The following is a 14121-nucleotide window of genomic DNA, read 5'->3' on the forward strand; positions in this document are numbered from 1 at the left end:
GGCGCCGCCGGCCGATTTGACAGCGCCCGTCTCCGCGCCACATCATCGCAGGCACGGTCAGACCCCGCCTTGCCATCCAGCCCAAGGACAGCCCGCCCCATGACACACGCCACGCCCGCCCCATCCGCCACATCCGCTCCATCCGTCCCGCAAGCCTTCCCGGACCTGCCATTGCCGCCGGCCGCCGAGCCCGGCCAGCCCATGGCCGCCATCGACACCCCCGCGCTGGTGCTCGAGCTGGACGCGTTCGAGCGCAACCTCGCGCGCATGCAGCAGGCCGCCGACCAGGCCGGCGTGCGGTTGCGCCCGCATGCCAAGGCGCACAAATGCCCGGCCATCGCGCTGGCGCAGATCGCGCGTGGCGCGGCGGGCATCTGCTGCCAGAAGGTCAGCGAAGCGCTGCCGTTCGTGCAGGCCGGCGTCAGGGACATCCACATCAGCAACGAGATCGCCGGGCCGGCCAAGGCCGCGCTGCTGGCGCGGCTCGCTCTCCATGCGCGCATGAGCGTGTGCGTGGACGACGCGCGCCAGGTCGAGGCGCTGGCCGCGGCCGCCGCGCAGGCCGGCAGCACCGTCGGCGTGTTCGTCGAGATTGACGTGGGCCAGGGCCGCTGCGGCGTGGCCGGCGCCGCCGCCGCGCTGCGGCTGGTGGAAGCCATCCGCGCGCATGCCGGGCTGTCGTTCCGCGGCCTGCAGGCCTACCAGGGCGGCATCCAGCACGTGCGCGAATACGCCGCGCGCAAGCGGGCGGCGGCCGAGGCGGCGGCACGCACCGCGGCCGTGGTCGCCGCGCTGGCGGAGGCCGGCGTGGCCTGCGCCACGGTCACCGGCGGCGGCAGCGGCAGCGTGGAGTTCGACCTCGCCAGCGGCGTCTATACCGAGATCCAGCCCGGCTCCTATGTCTTCATGGACGGCGACTACGGCCGCAACGAGTACTGCGGCCCGCTGCGCTTCGAGCACAGCCTGTTCATCGCCAGCACGGTCATGAGCGTGGCCGCCGCGACGGCGCCGGCGCCCGCCACGCCGCGCGTGGTGCTGGACGCGGGGCTGAAGTCGATGGCGGTGGATTCCGGCCTGCCGCTGGTATGGGGCGCGGACGGCCACGACCTGGCGCTGGCCTACGTGGCCGCCAACGACGAGCACGGCATCGTCGAGGCGCTGCCGGCGCCGGGCGCGCGCGCCATGCCGCTGCTGCCCGCGCTGGGCAGCCAGGTGCTGCTGGTGCCGGGCCATTGCGATCCCACGCTCAACCTGTACGACGACATCGTCGGCGTGCGCGGCGGCACCGTGGCCAGCGTGTGGCCGGTGGCGGCGCGCGGGCTGAGCCGCTGATGTGCCGATGCGGGGAGGCGGTGAAATGCCTGGCTCTCCCGGGCGGTGCGGCGTTGCACCGCACCGCAGCAAACTGATACGGTCTTTTTTCCCGCATTTGCTTCTGTTATCCACACCGGGCCGCCGGTAGCATGAGGTCCATGGCATGCGCCGGGCGCAGTCCGCGCTCCGGGCGCGAGCCCAATTTCCGGCTTACGCACATGGACATCCCCGCATCAGGCCTGCCCGCGCGGGCAGGCGCCACCTCCGGCCGCGAGCGGCCTGCCCCGGCAGCCGCGCCGCGCCGGCGCCGCCCTTTCCCGCAAGCGTCCTTTAATGCGCTCGCGCCGTGGTCTACCCTATCCATACGCGCCGGCGGGTGTCTTGGACAAGCCACCCCGGACAACCACCGCCCCACGGAGACCACGCCATGTTTGGCCTGAGTGCGCTCGACCTCGCCCGGATCCAGTTCGGGTTCACCATCTCGTTCCACATCATCTTCCCCGCCATCACCATCGGCATGGCCAGCTACCTCGCCGTGCTGGAAGGCTGCTGGCTGCGCACGCAGAACCCGGTCTACCGCGACCTGTACCACTTCTGGTCCAAGATCTTCGCGGTCAACTTCGGCATGGGCGTGGTGTCCGGGCTGGTGATGGCCTACCAGTTCGGCACCAACTGGAGCTTCTTCTCGGACTTCGCCGGCAGCGTGACCGGCCCGCTGCTGACCTACGAGGTGCTGACCGCATTCTTCCTGGAAGCGGGCTTTCTCGGCGTGATGCTGTTCGGCTGGAAGAAGGTCGGCCCCGGCCTGCACTTCTTCGCCACCCTGATGGTCGCGCTCGGCACGCTGATCTCCGCCACCTGGATCCTGGCCTCCAACAGCTGGATGCAGACGCCGCAGGGCTACGAGATCATCGACGGGCGCGTGGTGCCGGTGGACTGGCTGCGCGTGATCTTCAACCCGTCGTTCCCGTACCGGCTCGCGCACATGAGCGTGGCCGCCTTCCTGGCCACGGCGCTGTTCGTCGGCGCCTCCGCCGCCTGGCACCTGCTGCGCGGGCGCGACAACCCGGCCATCCGCAAGATGCTGTCGATGGCGATGTGGATGCTGCTGGTGGTCGCGCCCGTGCAGGCCGTGATCGGCGACATGCACGGCATCAACACGCTCGCCCACCAGCCCGCCAAGATCGCCGCGCTGGAAGGCCACTGGGAAAACCGCGGCAACGAGCCGCTGCCGCTGATCGTGTTCGGCTGGCCCGACATGGCGCGCGAGGAAACCCGCTTCGCGCTGGAGATACCGCGCCTGGGCAGCCTGATCCTGACCCACAGCCTGGACGGCCAGATCCCCGGCCTGAAGGAATTCCCGCCGCAGGACCGGCCCAACGCCACCATCCTGTTCTGGAGCTTCCGCGTGATGGTGGGGCTGGGCGTGCTGATGATCCTGCTCGGCCTGTGGAGCCTGCTGCTGCGCCGCGGCGAGGCGCTCTACCGCGCGCGCGCCTTCCTGCGCGTGGCGCTGTGGATGGGCCCGGCCGGGCTGGTGGCGCTGCTGGCCGGCTGGTTCACCACCGAGATCGGGCGCCAGCCGTGGGTGGTGTACGGCGTGATGCGCACCGCCGACGCGGTCTCGCCGCACGGCGCGCCGGAACTGGCGCTGACGCTGGCGCTGTTCGTGGTGGCCTACCTGTTCGTGTTCGGCGTGGGCATCGCCTACATGATGCGGCTGGTGCGCAAGGGCCCGGTCATGCATGAAGGCGACGACGAAGCCGAAGACGATGGCCATCCGGCCCATCCTGCCCATACGCCGGCGCGCCCGCTGTCCGCCGTCGACGACCGCGGCGACGTGCCCGCCGCCAACACTTCCGGGAGCTGAACATGGGTGTCGACCTCTCTTTGATCTGGGCCGTCATCATCTTCTTCGGGGTGATGATGTACGTGGTGATGGACGGCTTCGACCTCGGCATCGGCATGCTCTATGCCTTCGTGCCGGACCGCCAGGACCGCGACGTGATGATGAACACCGTGGCGCCGGTGTGGGACGGCAACGAGACCTGGCTGGTGCTGGGCGGCGCCGGCCTGCTGGCCGCCTTCCCGCTGGCCTACTCGGTGGTGCTCAGCGCGCTCTACCTGCCGCTGGTCCTGATGCTGCTGGGGCTGATCTTCCGCGGCGTGGCGTTCGAGTTCCGCTTCAAGGCCAACGACCGCGAGCGCCACGTGTGGGACAAGGCCTTCATCTGCGGCTCGCTGGCCGCGGCCTTCTTCCAGGGCGTGTCGCTGGGCGCGTACATCGACGGCATCCGCGTCAGCGGCCGTGCCTTCGCCGGCGGCCCGCTGGACTGGCTGCAGCCGTTCCCGGTGTTCTGCGGCGTCGGCGTGGCGGTGGCGTACACCGTGCTGGGCAGCACCTGGCTGATCGTCAAGACCGAGGGCGAGCTGCACCGGCGCATGCTCCAGCTCACCGGCAGGCTGGCCTGGATCCTGCTCGGCGTGATCGCCGTGATCAGCATCTGGACCCCGCTGGCGCAGCCGCGCATCGCCGCGCGCTGGTTCAGCCTGCCCGACCTGTTCTGGTTCGCGCCGGTGCCGCTGCTGGTGCTGCTGTGCATGTACCGGCTGGTGCGCTCGCTGCGCGCCGACGCGCGCCTCGCGCCGTTCCTCTACACGCTGGCGCTGGTCTTCCTCGGCTACAGCGGGCTGGCCATCAGCGTGTGGCCGAACATCGTGCCGCCCAACATCTCGATCTGGGACGCGGCCGCGCCGCCGCAGAGCCAGGGCTTCACGCTGGTCGGCGCCCTGTTCATCATCCCGTTCATCCTGATGTACACGGTGTGGGCGTACTACGTGTTCCGCGGCAAGGTGAAGCACGGCGAGGGATACCACTGATGGCGGCGAACCGGCGCGAGAACGGCACGGCGCCGCGCGGCTGGCTGGCGCGGGTGGGCTGGCTGCTGGCGATCTGGATCGCCAGCGTGGCGGGGCTCGGCGTGGCCGCGCTGCTGATCAGGGGCGTGATGCGGCTCGCGGGGATGCATGCGTGACGAGCGCGGCCGCCATCGGCATGGTGCCGCGCCGCGGCCGGTCAGATCGCCGAGGGATGGCGCGCCAGCGGCGTCACCTGGATCTCCATGAAAGGGAACAGCGGCAGCGACGATAGCAGCGAGTGCAGTTCGTCATTGCTCTGCACGTCGAAGATGCTGATGTTCGAATAGCGCCCCGCCACCCGCCACAGGTGCGGCCATTTTCCCGATTGCTGAATCTCGATGGCTCTTGCCTTTTCGGCCGCCTTGATCTCTTCGGCCCGCTTGGGATCGAGGGATGCCGGCAGGTTTACGGTCATTTCCACGCAATAGAGCATATTTTTCTCCTGGTCAGATATCCGGCGGCTGTGAGCTGGCTGTGAGCTGGAGGCCGTGAGGGACGCGGCCGGCCACGGCGGCGCCCTGCTCCGGCCCCTGTCGCCCGGCGGCCTCAGCCGCCCTTGGCGTTCGCCGGCAGCGCTTGCGTCCGAAAGGGCTTGAGCCGGCCGATGAAGGTCTTGCCATGTTCGAACCAGGCCTTCCTGATGTCCGAAGCCAGATAGGTGGCGTAGTCGGCTTCGCTCTCGAACCAGCACTCGCCAATCGCGTCCACATGCCCGATGTCCAGGAATGGCACGTGCGTATCGGTCGGCTGCTCGCTCACGAGCCTCACCTCATATCTGAACAGGCCCGGCACGTCGCGCGACATTTCGTCATGACGCATGCATTCGGCCCTGAACTTTTCGTCCGGCATGCCCTCCGGCTTGACCAGCAGATACAGCATTCGAATCATGTCTCCTCCTCGGAGGCTTTGGGTTGGAATGGATGGAACAGGAACGGCGTGCGCTCAGCCATGGACGCGCAGAGGATCGGCCAGGCCAGGCTCGCCGCCGCCTTGCGCCACGGCGTCCACGGCCTCGATCGCGACGCCGCGCGTCTCGGGCAATAGCAGGATGCCGAACACGGCAATGGCATAGGCCACCAGGCAGAATGCTCCCATCGAGTTTGCCAGGCCGATATGTGCGGACAGGAAGCCGACACCGACGACGGACCCCGCGCCTACCGACTTGCCGACGTTGTACGCGAATCCCATGCAGGTAGTGCGCACATGAGTCGGGAACAATTCGCTCAGGAACGGCCCCAAGGCCGCAAACATGCCGATCGCGGAGAATCCGACCAGAAATCCCATGACCGCGGCCAGCACCGGACTGAGCGGCATGAACATATAGCTCACCGTGACCGCCCACGCACAGACGGACATCCCGATGAGCGTCGGGCGTCGTCCCACCTTGTCCGCGAGGTAGGCCGACGACACGAAACCGCCGAACGATCCCAGCGACATGACCAGCACGGTGGCGATCAACGAGCCGGCCGCGACGTGCCGTTCGCTCAGCAACGAGGGAAGCCAGACAAGAATGGCGTAGCACCCCGCCTGCAGGCCGATCACCAGCATGCTCGACAATATCAGCGTACCGGCGTATCGGCGGTCGAATATGGAGGCCAGGGAAGCGCGCGGCGCGTTGCTCCGCAGCGAGCGCTCGAAGACGGTGGAGTCCTTGACGTTGCGGCGGATGAACAGCACCACGGTGGCGGGAATCACGCCGCTCCAGAGTGCCACGCGCCACGCCAGCTCCGCCGGCAGCCAGGCCAGCAACGCCGTCGCGACAAGTACCGCCAGCGCCCAACCCAGCGCGAAGCTCGACTGCACGAAGCCCAGCGCCTTGCCGCGGTCCCGGGCTCCGATCACTTCCGCCATCAGCGCCGCCCCTACCGCCCATTCGCCGCCGAAGCCCAGTCCCTGCAGCGTGCGGGCCACCAGCAGTTGCTCGAACGACCGGGCAAAGCCGGCCAGCACGCCGAAGGACGTAAACCATATGATCGAGAAGATCAGGATCCGCACACGGCCATAGCGGTCGCTGAGAATGCCGGCAACCCAGCCGCCAACCGCCGTGACGATCAGCGCGATCGTGCCCAGCAGTCCTACCTCGCCCTTGGCCAGTCCCCAGACCGCGGTCAGGGCCGGCAGCAGGAAGCTGAACAACTGCATGTCGAACGAATCCAGCATCCAGCCCGAATAACACGCCCAGAAGGTATTCTTCTGTTGCGGCGTTCCGTTTTTGTACCAAGCCAGCATTTTTTGTCTCCTTGCGTTCTTTATCTTCTTGTTCCTGCGCTCCTGCCGTGCGCAGGGGTCAGGCACCCGCTTCGATCGTCAGTGGGGAAAAATCCAGGTCCACGCCGGTTACCGCCTGCAACTCGACAGGCGACATGTCCGTCGCGATCTCCGTCACTCGCACCTTGCCGTCGCCGATGTCGAAGGTGCCCAGGTCTGTGTACACGCGGCTCACGCACGCGAGCCCGGTCAGTGGGTAGGTGCAGCTCCGCAGGAGCTTGCTGTTACCTTCCCTGGTGAGGTGGTCCATCATCACGAACACGCGCTTGGCGCCGATCGCCAGGTCCATCGCACCACCCACTGCCGGGATCGCGTCCTTCGCGCCGGTATGCCAATTGGCGAGATCGCCTCGCGCCGAAACCTGGAACGCGCCGAGCACGCAGATATCCAGATGGCCGCCACGCATCATCCCGAAGGAATCCGCGTGGTGAAAAAACGCCGCGCCCCGCGACAGCCTGATGGCCTCTTTGCCGGCATTGATGAGGTCCCAGTCCTCCTGGCCTGGCTCGGCCGCGGCCCATTGGCCCAGGACGCCGTTCTCGCTGTGAAGAATGACTTCCCTGTCCTTGGGCAGATGATTGGCCACCAGTGTCGGCAGGCCGATCCCGAGGTTCACGTAGGCGCCTTCGGGAATGTCGCGCGCCACGCGCCGCGCCAGCAGATTCCTTGCGATTTGATCCATCTTCTCTTTTGTCCAGCCGTCCGGTTCAGAATGTCCGCCCGCCATCGCGCAACACCACCCGGCTCACGAAGATGCCGGGAGTGACGATCGCTTCGGGATCGAGTTCGCCCAGCTCGCATACGCGGGCAACCGCCGCGATGGTCCGGGCCGCCGCCATTGCCATGACCGGAGCGAAGTTGCGCGCCGTCTTGTTGTAGACGAGGTTGCCCCAGCGGTCGGACGCCGCGGCGTTGATCAGGGCGAAATCGACATGGATCGGATACTCGAGCACGTAGTCTCGGCCGCCGATGCGGCGCGCCTCCTTCCCCTCGGCGAGCAAGGTGCCGAATCCCGTAGGGGTATAGAAAGCGCCGATGCCGCATCCCGCGGCACGCAGGCGCTCCGCGAGGCTGCCCTGTGGAATGACCTCCAGCTCGATACGGCCGCAGCGATAGAGCCCCTCGAATACATAGGCGTCGCGTTGACGGGGAAAGGAGCACATCAGCTTGCGTACCCTTCCCGCCTTGAGCAGCGCGGCCAGGCCGGTATCCCCGTTGCCGGCATTGTTGCTGACGACGGTGAGGTCCCTTGCCCCTTGGTCGACCAGCGCGTCGATCAGCTCGTCGGGCATGCCCGCGCCCCCGAATCCGCCAACGGCGATGGTCGCGCCATCGCGCACGTCGGCCACGGCATCGCGTGCCGTTTCGCATAGCTTGTTGATCATGTCTCGTGTAGTTGATTTTCTTGCCGGCCGGATTGCCCGGGCCAGCCCACGAGACCAGATTGCCACCGCAGTCCGCATCGGGCAATTTCGCGATTCGCAAGCGCCGTTAAGCCACGGCTAACGCTCCTGTCGAACGCATCCGCCGGCGGCACCACGTGGACGGATTGGTCGCGCGACCCGCCGCGCGCGGGCCCATGTCCGGCATCTGCCGGCCGGCTTCGTCAGGCCGCGGACGCGGATGCGGACCGGTCGCTACGCAGCGTTGGCAGGGGCATAGCGATCGATCAGCCGGTTCGCGAACTCGCGCGCGAAACTGGACAAGCCGTCGAAGTCCCTGGCGCAGACCTGGAAGGTCCGGACTGCCCAGTCGTCGCGCAGGTTGCAGGCCCCGATGGGCTGGTCCCCCTTGAGTCGCGCGAATGCGGCCTTGGGCACGATGGCGATGCCCGCTCCCGCCGCCACCATCCGCAGGATGGCGTCGTAGCTGGCGACATGCACGCGTATTGTCATGGGCTTGTGCAACGCGCCGGCCGCCCGCGTCAGGAACACCTGGATGGCATTTCCCTCGAGCAATGCGACGAAGGCATGCGCCATCGCTTCCTCGAACGAGATTTCCGCCGCCGCGAGCAGCGGGTGGCCCAGCGGCGCAATCAGGATCAGGCCGCTCGATACGAAAGGCACCGCCTGCAAGCCGGCGGTCGGGATGTTGCCGGAAATGATGCCCAGGTCCGCGCCACCTTCGCGGACGATGCGAACGATGTCGTCGCTCAGCCGCTCGCGCACATCGATATGCACGTCGGGGTTGGCGGCAAGGTAGTCGCCGATCACCGGCGGCAGATATTCCGTGATCGCGGTCGTGTTCGCGACCAGTTTCAGTTGTCCGGTCAGTCCCGTGGCGAAGCGCTGGAGCTCGCCGGTCAGCCGTTCGAGTTCCAGCAGGACACTGCGGGCGTGCAGAAGATAGATTTCCCCGGCCTCGGTCACGGTCACGCCCTGCGGCGAGCGTTCGAGCAAGCGGATACCCAGCGTATCCTCGAGGTTCTTGATCCGGTTGCTGACGGCCGGCACCGACAGAAACGAGCGCTCCGCGCCACGAGTCAGGCTGCGGGTTTCCGCCACGTTCACGAACAGGCGGAAATCGGTGATATCAAAGGGTACGGACATGATCGGAGTCTCGCGGCGGGATCGGGGCTCCGCGAATGATAGCGCCCGGCATGCCGGCGCCGCCGCGGCTGCGCAGGCATGCCCGCCGGTTCAAGCGCGCGCGCACCCCGCCGCCGGGACTGCCATCCGCCCGCCCGCTACCACGTGGCGGGCTCGAAGCGGAATCCCTGCCCTTCGCGACGAACGTAGCCGCAATATGGTTCGCCGAAATGCACCGGCAGAATCAGTGCCTCGCGGTCCGCGGCGCGGTGGAGAAAGTCGAGACGCGTGCGGCGAGCCGTGTCGGGCCAGATGCAGTAGCCGGAGTTCAGGTCGGGGCGCACGATCTGCAGCGGGCTATGCAGGATGTCGCCGCAGAATACCGCTTCCTCTCCCCGGGACCGCACCCGGAACACGACCTGGCCGGGGCTGTGGCCGGGAGCCGGCTCGACCAGCAGGCAATCCGCGATCTCGCGCGACAGGTCGGTCATCTCCGCCAGCCCTTCGTCGACCACGGGCATGACGCTGTCGAAGAACGAATCGCCGAATACGTCGACCACGCCGGCCTCCTTGTTGCGCCCCTCGCTGCAGAAGACAAAATCCTCCCGCGGAATGTAGTAGCGCGCATTGGGAAAGGTGGGCGTCCAGCGATTGTCCTGCCAGGTGGTGTTCCAGCCAACGTGGTCGGCATGCAGGTGGGTCAGCACGACGTGGGTCACCTTCTCCGGTGGCGCGCCCGCGGCGATCATCCACTCCCTTACGAGCGAATTGAGCATGTTCATCCGCGCGATGCCGGCGCGCGGCTTGAAATTCCCGACGCCCGTGTCGATGACGATGATGTTGCTGCCGGCGTGCACCACCCAGAACTGGATCGTCACGATCAGCTTGTTCATGTGCGGGATCCAGTGGTGCGGCGCCATCAGGTCCGCGTTCGCGTCGAGCACCGCGCGGTCGGCGTCCGGAAACAGGAAAGCCGGATCGTGCGTGGGGCCCGCATATTCGAGGATACGGGTAACCTTCAGGTCGCCGACCTGGCGGGATTGCATCATTTTCATGTCTCCTTGCGCGCCTTGTGACGGGCCGGCGGCATCCTGGCCGGCCTCATGCCGCTCTCGTGGCAACAGCCTCGCAGTATCGCGAAGAAACCACGGGCGGCCAATTTTGCTTTTCGAAAGCGGGCTTTTCGGCAGCTTTAGCGCGGACCAGCCCTACGGGCGGTGCCTCGGCGCCGGCGGCGAGGTCGAGGCCGACGACAGCGCCGCCGGTCGACCGGCCCGGCGGGGCGGCCTGGCGGGCGTCAGCCGGTGAGGAGGACGTGACGGCGGCGAACGTAGCTTCTCGCGGGCGGGAAAATGCCCATGCGTTGCCGCGTCCGGCACGGCGCTGCCGACGCCGCGCCGCGGGGCTACTGCCCGTCCTTGCCCGCCAGCAGCGCAGCGGCGCTGCGCGCGCCCATCATGGCCGCGGCGGCCGCGGCGGTGGCGCCGCCGGCATCGCGCGCGGCGGGATTGGCGCCGCGCGCCAGCAGTAAATCGACGATCTCGGCGCGGTCGAACATCGCCGCCACCATCAGCGCCGTGCGGCCGTCGGGCGAGGCGCCCTCGACGTCGGCGCCGTGGTCCAGCAGCAGCGCGGCGATGTCCGCATAACCCTTGAACGCCGCGCCCGCGAGCGGGGTCTGGCCGTTGTCGTTGCGCAGGTCGGGCGCCGCGCCGCGCGCCAGCAGCACGCGCGCGGCCTCGGCGTGGCCGTGGTAGCAGGCCAGCATCAGCAGGCTGTCGCCCTTTTCGTTCCGCAGGTCCGGCGACAGGCCGCGCTCGAGCAGGCCGGCCAGCGTGGCCGCGTCGCCGGCGCGCGCGAGCGCGAAGACCTCGGCCAGCGCGGCCTGCATGCGCTCGTGGTCGGGATCGGGATCGGGCCGGGGGGCGGGCTGTGGAGAGGATTGCGTCATGGCGTGGTTCCTGTGCGTCCGCTCCGGCCGGCGCATCGGCGCGCCGTCCGGACATTCGAATTCGGCTACTTTGCCGCATCGGCGGCCGGATGGGAAGCGCGGGCCACGCGCCACCGCGCTCAGGCGACCGACAGCGCGCCGTCCACGCCGATGCTCTGCCCGCTGATGAAGCGCCCGGCCGGCGAGGCCAGCAGCACCGCCAGCCCGGCCACGTCGCTGGCCTCGCCGATGCGCCGCATGGGAATGGCGGCGGCCAGCCGCGCTTCCTGTTCCGGGTTGCCCCACAGCGCCTCGCGCGAGAACTCGGTGCGCACCGGCCCCGGGTTGATGGCGTTCACGTTGATGCCCTTCGGGCCCAGTTCCAGCGCCAGGCTGCGCACGGCCTGGTCGGTCGCCGCCTTGGTGATGCTGTACATGCCGAGGAAGGCCGAGCCACGCTTGGCGGCGATGCTCGACATGAACAGGATGGCGCCGTCGCCGCGCGCGACCATCTGCGGCGCCAGCGCGTTGACCAGCATCAGGTTGCCGCGCACGTTGCCGCCCATGGCCTGGTCGAACAGGTCCGGCCCCTGCGCCAGCAGCGAACCGGGCGCGGCGCCCGCCGCGGCGTTCAGCACCAGCGCATCGACGCGGCCGTAGGCGGCCAGTGCCTGCTCGGCGAAGGCACGCACGCTGTCCACGTCGCCGATGTCGCAGGCGATGCCCCTGGCCGCGATGCCTTCGGCGGCGAGCGTGGCGGCTGCCGCTTCGGCGCCGGCGCGGTCGCGCCCGGACACCACCACGGCGGCGCCCGAGGCGCCCAGCGCGCGGGCCATTTCCAGGCCCATGCCCTTGGTGGAGCCGGTGACGACGGCGACGCGGCCGGTGAGATCGAACAGGTTTTGCATGAGGGGACTCCTTGGGGACGAAAGGCGCGCGGCCCGGGACGGGCCGCGATCTCTTAAATGATGACCGACATCTATTGAATAAATTATGGCCGTCATATAAAATCCGGTCAAGCAGAGTTTTGGCGGGAATCCCCGGAGGAAAACAGACATGGCGCGCGCCTCACGAGAACAGGTCGAGAAGCACCGCGAAGCGATCGAAGCAGCATCCACGAAGCTGTTCCGCGAGCGCGGACTGAACGGCGTCAGCGTGGCCGAGCTGATGGCCGGAGCGGGCCTGACGCATGGCGGCTTCTATGGGCACTTCTCGTCCAAGGACGAACTGGTGGCGCTGGCGTGCAAGCGCGGCTTCGACGAGTCGGCGCAGCGCTGGGCGCGCCGCCTGGGCCGCGCCGGCGACGACAAGCACGCCATGCGCGCCAATCTGGTCGAGCCCTACCTGACGCAGGAGCACTGCGCCGCGCCCGGCGAAGGCTGCTCGGCGGTGGCGCTGGCCAGCGACGTGGCGCGCGAGCCGGCCGGCAAGCCGGTGCGCCAGGCCTACCTGGACGGCCTCAAGGTCATGGTCGAGGACTGGATGAAGACCGTCGAGCACCCCGATCCGGCCCAGCGCCGCAAGCTGGCGCTGGCCGAGCTGTCCATGCTGCTGGGCGCGATGACGCTGGCGCGGGCCACCGCCGGCGACGCCCTGTCCGACGACATCCTTGCCGCCGCGCGCGAGATGCTGCTGGGCCCGCTCGCGCCCTGACCCCCATATATCCATTCACCGACAACGAACCCCGCCCCCGAAAATTCATGTTCGCTCAAGCGCTTTCCAGCCGGCTCGACCGGCGCGGCATCCACTACGCGTGGCTGATCGCCGCCCTCACCTTCGGCGTGATGCTGACCACTTCGGCCGCGCTCGGCCTGCCCGGCGCCTTTCTCAAGCCGCTGACCCGCGAGATGGGCTGGGATACCGACCAGATCTCGTCGATCCTGGCCGTGCGCTTTGCCCTGTTCGGGCTGATGGCGCCGTTCTCGGCCATCCTGATGGAGCGCTTCGGCGTGCGCAATGTGGTGTGGGCCGCACTGGCACTGATCGCCGGCGGCATGGCGCTGGCCACGGCCGCCACGCAGCTGTGGCAGCTCTTCATCGCCTGGGGCCTGATGCTCGGCGTCGGCTCCGGGCTGACCGCGCTGGTGCTGGCCGCGGTGGTGGCCAGCCGCTGGTTCAGCGCGCGGCGCGGGCTGGTGATCGGCATCCTGACGGCCAGCTCGGCCACCGGGCAGCTGGCCTTCCTGCCGGTGGCCGCCTGGCTGATCGAGCACATGGGCTGGCGCACCGCCGTGCTGCCGGTGCTGCTGGCCTGCGCCGTGCTGGCCGCGCTGGTGTTCTGCTTCATGCGCAACCGGCCGGCCGACGTGGGCCTGGCCGCGTATGGCGAGGTCCCGCAGCAGGTCCACGCCGCGCCGGCCCAGCCGCCGGCGCCGCTCACGCTGCGCGGCCCCTTCGTGGTGCTGCGCGATGCCGCCCGCACCCAGACCTTCTGGGTTCTGGCCGGCACCTTCTTCATCTGCGGCCTGAGCACCAACGGCCTGATCCAGACCCACTTCATCGCGCTGTGCGCGGACTTCGGCATGGCCGCGGTGCCGGCCGCCGGCGCGCTGGCGATGATGGGCGCCTTCGATTTCGTCGGCACCATCCTGTCGGGCTGGCTGTCGGACCGCTATGACTGCCGCAAGCTGCTGTTCTGGTACTACGGCCTGCGCGGGCTGTCGCTGTTCTGGCTGCCGCACTCCACCTTCACGCTGTATGGCCTGTCGATCTTCGCCATGTTCTACGGCCTGGACTGGATCGCCACGGTACCGCCCACGGTGCGGCTGGCGGGCGCCGCCTTCGGCAAGGAGCGCGCGCCGATGGTGTTCGGCTGGATCTTCGCGGCCCACCAGGTGGGCGCGGCCACGGCGGCGTTCGGCGCCGGCCTGACCCGCACGCTGCTGCTGACCTACACCCCGGCGCTGTACGCCGCCGGCGCGGCCTGCGTGGTGGCGGCCCTGCTCGCGCTCGCCGCCGGGCGCCGCACCGTGCGCGACGACGGCGCGCCGGTGCAGGCCGCCAAGGCCTGACGACCCGCCCGGGCGCCCGGCCCCGACACCCCCGGACACCCCCGGACACCCCCGAAACGCCCGCCTCCGCGCGGGCGTTTTTGCGTTTGCGGGCGCCCTCCCGGGGGCGCCCGTACCTGTTCCATCAAGAATACAAATAGGCGCATCAGCA

General features: G+C 68.8%; 15 protein-coding genes. 6 read left to right on the plus strand and 9 right to left on the minus strand.

Annotated elements, in window-relative coordinates:
• The first annotated feature begins 201 nt into the window (after positions 1-201).
• From ACKI2N_RS28675 to ACKI2N_RS28690, 4 genes are all read left to right on the plus strand, one after another.
• Positions 202-1332: a DSD1 family PLP-dependent enzyme gene (locus ACKI2N_RS28675; protein WP_420996866.1), complete on the plus strand. Its 1131-nt coding sequence runs from the start codon at positions 202-204 to the stop codon at positions 1330-1332.
• 409 nt (positions 1333-1741) lie between these two features.
• Positions 1742-3184: a cytochrome ubiquinol oxidase subunit I gene (locus tag ACKI2N_RS28680; RefSeq protein ID WP_420996864.1), complete on the plus strand. Its 1443-nt coding sequence runs from the start codon at positions 1742-1744 to the stop codon at positions 3182-3184.
• Positions 3185-3186: 2 nt separating this feature from the next.
• Positions 3187-4194: a cytochrome d ubiquinol oxidase subunit II gene (gene cydB / locus ACKI2N_RS28685; protein ID WP_420996862.1), complete on the plus strand. Its 1008-nt coding sequence runs from the start codon at positions 3187-3189 to the stop codon at positions 4192-4194.
• Positions 4194-4349, plus strand: a complete 156-nt coding sequence (locus ACKI2N_RS28690; RefSeq protein ID WP_420996860.1) for a DUF2474 domain-containing protein — start codon at positions 4194-4196, stop codon at positions 4347-4349. The genes cydB and ACKI2N_RS28690 overlap by 1 nt, the downstream gene beginning before the upstream one ends.
• Before the next feature lie 41 nt (positions 4350-4390).
• On the opposite strand, the gene catC is transcribed toward ACKI2N_RS28690, so the two are convergent.
• From catC to ACKI2N_RS28735, 9 genes are all read right to left on the minus strand, one after another.
• A complete protein-coding gene (gene catC / locus ACKI2N_RS28695; protein ID WP_420996858.1) occupies positions 4391-4666 on the minus strand; it encodes a muconolactone Delta-isomerase in 276 nt (91 codons plus the stop codon).
• Positions 4667-4779: 113 nt separating this feature from the next.
• Positions 4780-5121: a 4-methylmuconolactone methylisomerase gene (locus ACKI2N_RS28700; protein WP_420996856.1), complete on the minus strand. Its 342-nt coding sequence runs from the start codon at positions 5119-5121 to the stop codon at positions 4780-4782.
• Between the two features lie 54 nt (positions 5122-5175).
• Entirely contained in the window at positions 5176-6462 is a 1287-nt protein-coding gene (locus ACKI2N_RS28705; protein ID WP_420996854.1) for an MFS transporter, read from the minus strand.
• Between the two features lie 58 nt (positions 6463-6520).
• A complete protein-coding gene (locus ACKI2N_RS28710; protein ID WP_420996852.1) occupies positions 6521-7183 on the minus strand; it encodes a 3-oxoacid CoA-transferase subunit B in 663 nt (220 codons plus the stop codon).
• A gap of 25 nt (positions 7184-7208) precedes the next feature.
• Positions 7209-7886 carry a 3-oxoacid CoA-transferase subunit A gene (locus ACKI2N_RS28715; RefSeq protein WP_420996851.1) on the minus strand — a complete coding sequence of 226 codons (678 nt, stop codon included), beginning with the start codon at positions 7884-7886 and terminating at the stop codon, positions 7209-7211.
• A 252-nt stretch (positions 7887-8138) separates the two neighbouring features.
• The gene (locus ACKI2N_RS28720; RefSeq protein WP_420996849.1) at positions 8139-9050 is read right to left on the minus strand and encodes a LysR family transcriptional regulator; all 912 of its coding nucleotides are present in this window, start codon (positions 9048-9050) and stop codon (positions 8139-8141) included.
• Between the two features lie 137 nt (positions 9051-9187).
• Positions 9188-10078, minus strand: coding sequence for an MBL fold metallo-hydrolase (locus tag ACKI2N_RS28725; RefSeq protein ID WP_420996848.1), 891 nt, complete (start codon positions 10076-10078; stop codon positions 9188-9190).
• A gap of 356 nt (positions 10079-10434) precedes the next feature.
• Positions 10435-10980, minus strand: a complete 546-nt coding sequence (locus ACKI2N_RS28730) for an ankyrin repeat domain-containing protein (RefSeq protein ID WP_420996846.1) — start codon at positions 10978-10980, stop codon at positions 10435-10437.
• A 119-nt stretch (positions 10981-11099) separates the two neighbouring features.
• On the minus strand, positions 11100-11867 hold the full coding sequence (locus tag ACKI2N_RS28735) for an SDR family NAD(P)-dependent oxidoreductase (protein ID WP_420996844.1): 768 nt from the start codon (positions 11865-11867) through the stop codon (positions 11100-11102).
• Between the two features lie 148 nt (positions 11868-12015).
• Between ACKI2N_RS28735 and ACKI2N_RS28740 the strand changes: the two genes are divergently transcribed.
• The gene (locus ACKI2N_RS28740; RefSeq protein ID WP_420996842.1) at positions 12016-12612 is read left to right on the plus strand and encodes a TetR/AcrR family transcriptional regulator; all 597 of its coding nucleotides are present in this window, start codon (positions 12016-12018) and stop codon (positions 12610-12612) included.
• A gap of 47 nt (positions 12613-12659) precedes the next feature.
• The gene (locus ACKI2N_RS28745) at positions 12660-13970 is read left to right on the plus strand and encodes an MFS transporter (RefSeq protein WP_420996841.1); all 1311 of its coding nucleotides are present in this window, start codon (positions 12660-12662) and stop codon (positions 13968-13970) included.
• The last annotated feature ends 151 nt before the right edge of the window (positions 13971-14121 follow it).

Origin of the sequence: Cupriavidus sp. 30B13, from assembly GCF_049059565.2 — a bacterium.
GTDB lineage: Bacteria > Pseudomonadota > Gammaproteobacteria > Burkholderiales > Burkholderiaceae > Cupriavidus.

Excerpts from the sequence above, each read along its gene's own strand:
- ACKI2N_RS28680 (WP_420996864.1), top strand. The coding sequence starts at position 1,742 with ATGTTTGGCCTGAGTGCGCTCGACCTCGCCCGGATCCAGTTCGGGTTC.
- ACKI2N_RS28720 (WP_420996849.1), bottom strand. The coding sequence starts at position 9,050 with ATGTCCGTACCCTTTGATATCACCGATTTCCGCCTGTTCGTGAACGTG.
- ACKI2N_RS28730 (WP_420996846.1), bottom strand. The coding sequence starts at position 10,980 with ATGACGCAATCCTCTCCACAGCCCGCCCCCCGGCCCGATCCCGATCCC.
- ACKI2N_RS28705 (WP_420996854.1), bottom strand. The coding sequence starts at position 6,462 with ATGCTGGCTTGGTACAAAAACGGAACGCCGCAACAGAAGAATACCTTC.
- ACKI2N_RS28675 (WP_420996866.1), top strand. The coding sequence starts at position 202 with ATGGCCGCCATCGACACCCCCGCGCTGGTGCTCGAGCTGGACGCGTTC.
- ACKI2N_RS28740 (WP_420996842.1), top strand. The coding sequence starts at position 12,016 with ATGGCGCGCGCCTCACGAGAACAGGTCGAGAAGCACCGCGAAGCGATC.
- cydB (WP_420996862.1), top strand. The coding sequence starts at position 3,187 with ATGGGTGTCGACCTCTCTTTGATCTGGGCCGTCATCATCTTCTTCGGG.
- catC (WP_420996858.1), bottom strand. The coding sequence starts at position 4,666 with ATGCTCTATTGCGTGGAAATGACCGTAAACCTGCCGGCATCCCTCGAT.
- ACKI2N_RS28690 (WP_420996860.1), top strand. The coding sequence starts at position 4,194 with ATGGCGGCGAACCGGCGCGAGAACGGCACGGCGCCGCGCGGCTGGCTG.
- ACKI2N_RS28725 (WP_420996848.1), bottom strand. The coding sequence starts at position 10,078 with ATGATGCAATCCCGCCAGGTCGGCGACCTGAAGGTTACCCGTATCCTC.
- ACKI2N_RS28700 (WP_420996856.1), bottom strand. The coding sequence starts at position 5,121 with ATGATTCGAATGCTGTATCTGCTGGTCAAGCCGGAGGGCATGCCGGAC.
- ACKI2N_RS28710 (WP_420996852.1), bottom strand. The coding sequence starts at position 7,183 with ATGGATCAAATCGCAAGGAATCTGCTGGCGCGGCGCGTGGCGCGCGAC.
- ACKI2N_RS28715 (WP_420996851.1), bottom strand. The coding sequence starts at position 7,886 with ATGATCAACAAGCTATGCGAAACGGCACGCGATGCCGTGGCCGACGTG.
- ACKI2N_RS28735 (WP_420996844.1), bottom strand. The coding sequence starts at position 11,867 with ATGCAAAACCTGTTCGATCTCACCGGCCGCGTCGCCGTCGTCACCGGC.
- ACKI2N_RS28745 (WP_420996841.1), top strand. The coding sequence starts at position 12,660 with ATGTTCGCTCAAGCGCTTTCCAGCCGGCTCGACCGGCGCGGCATCCAC.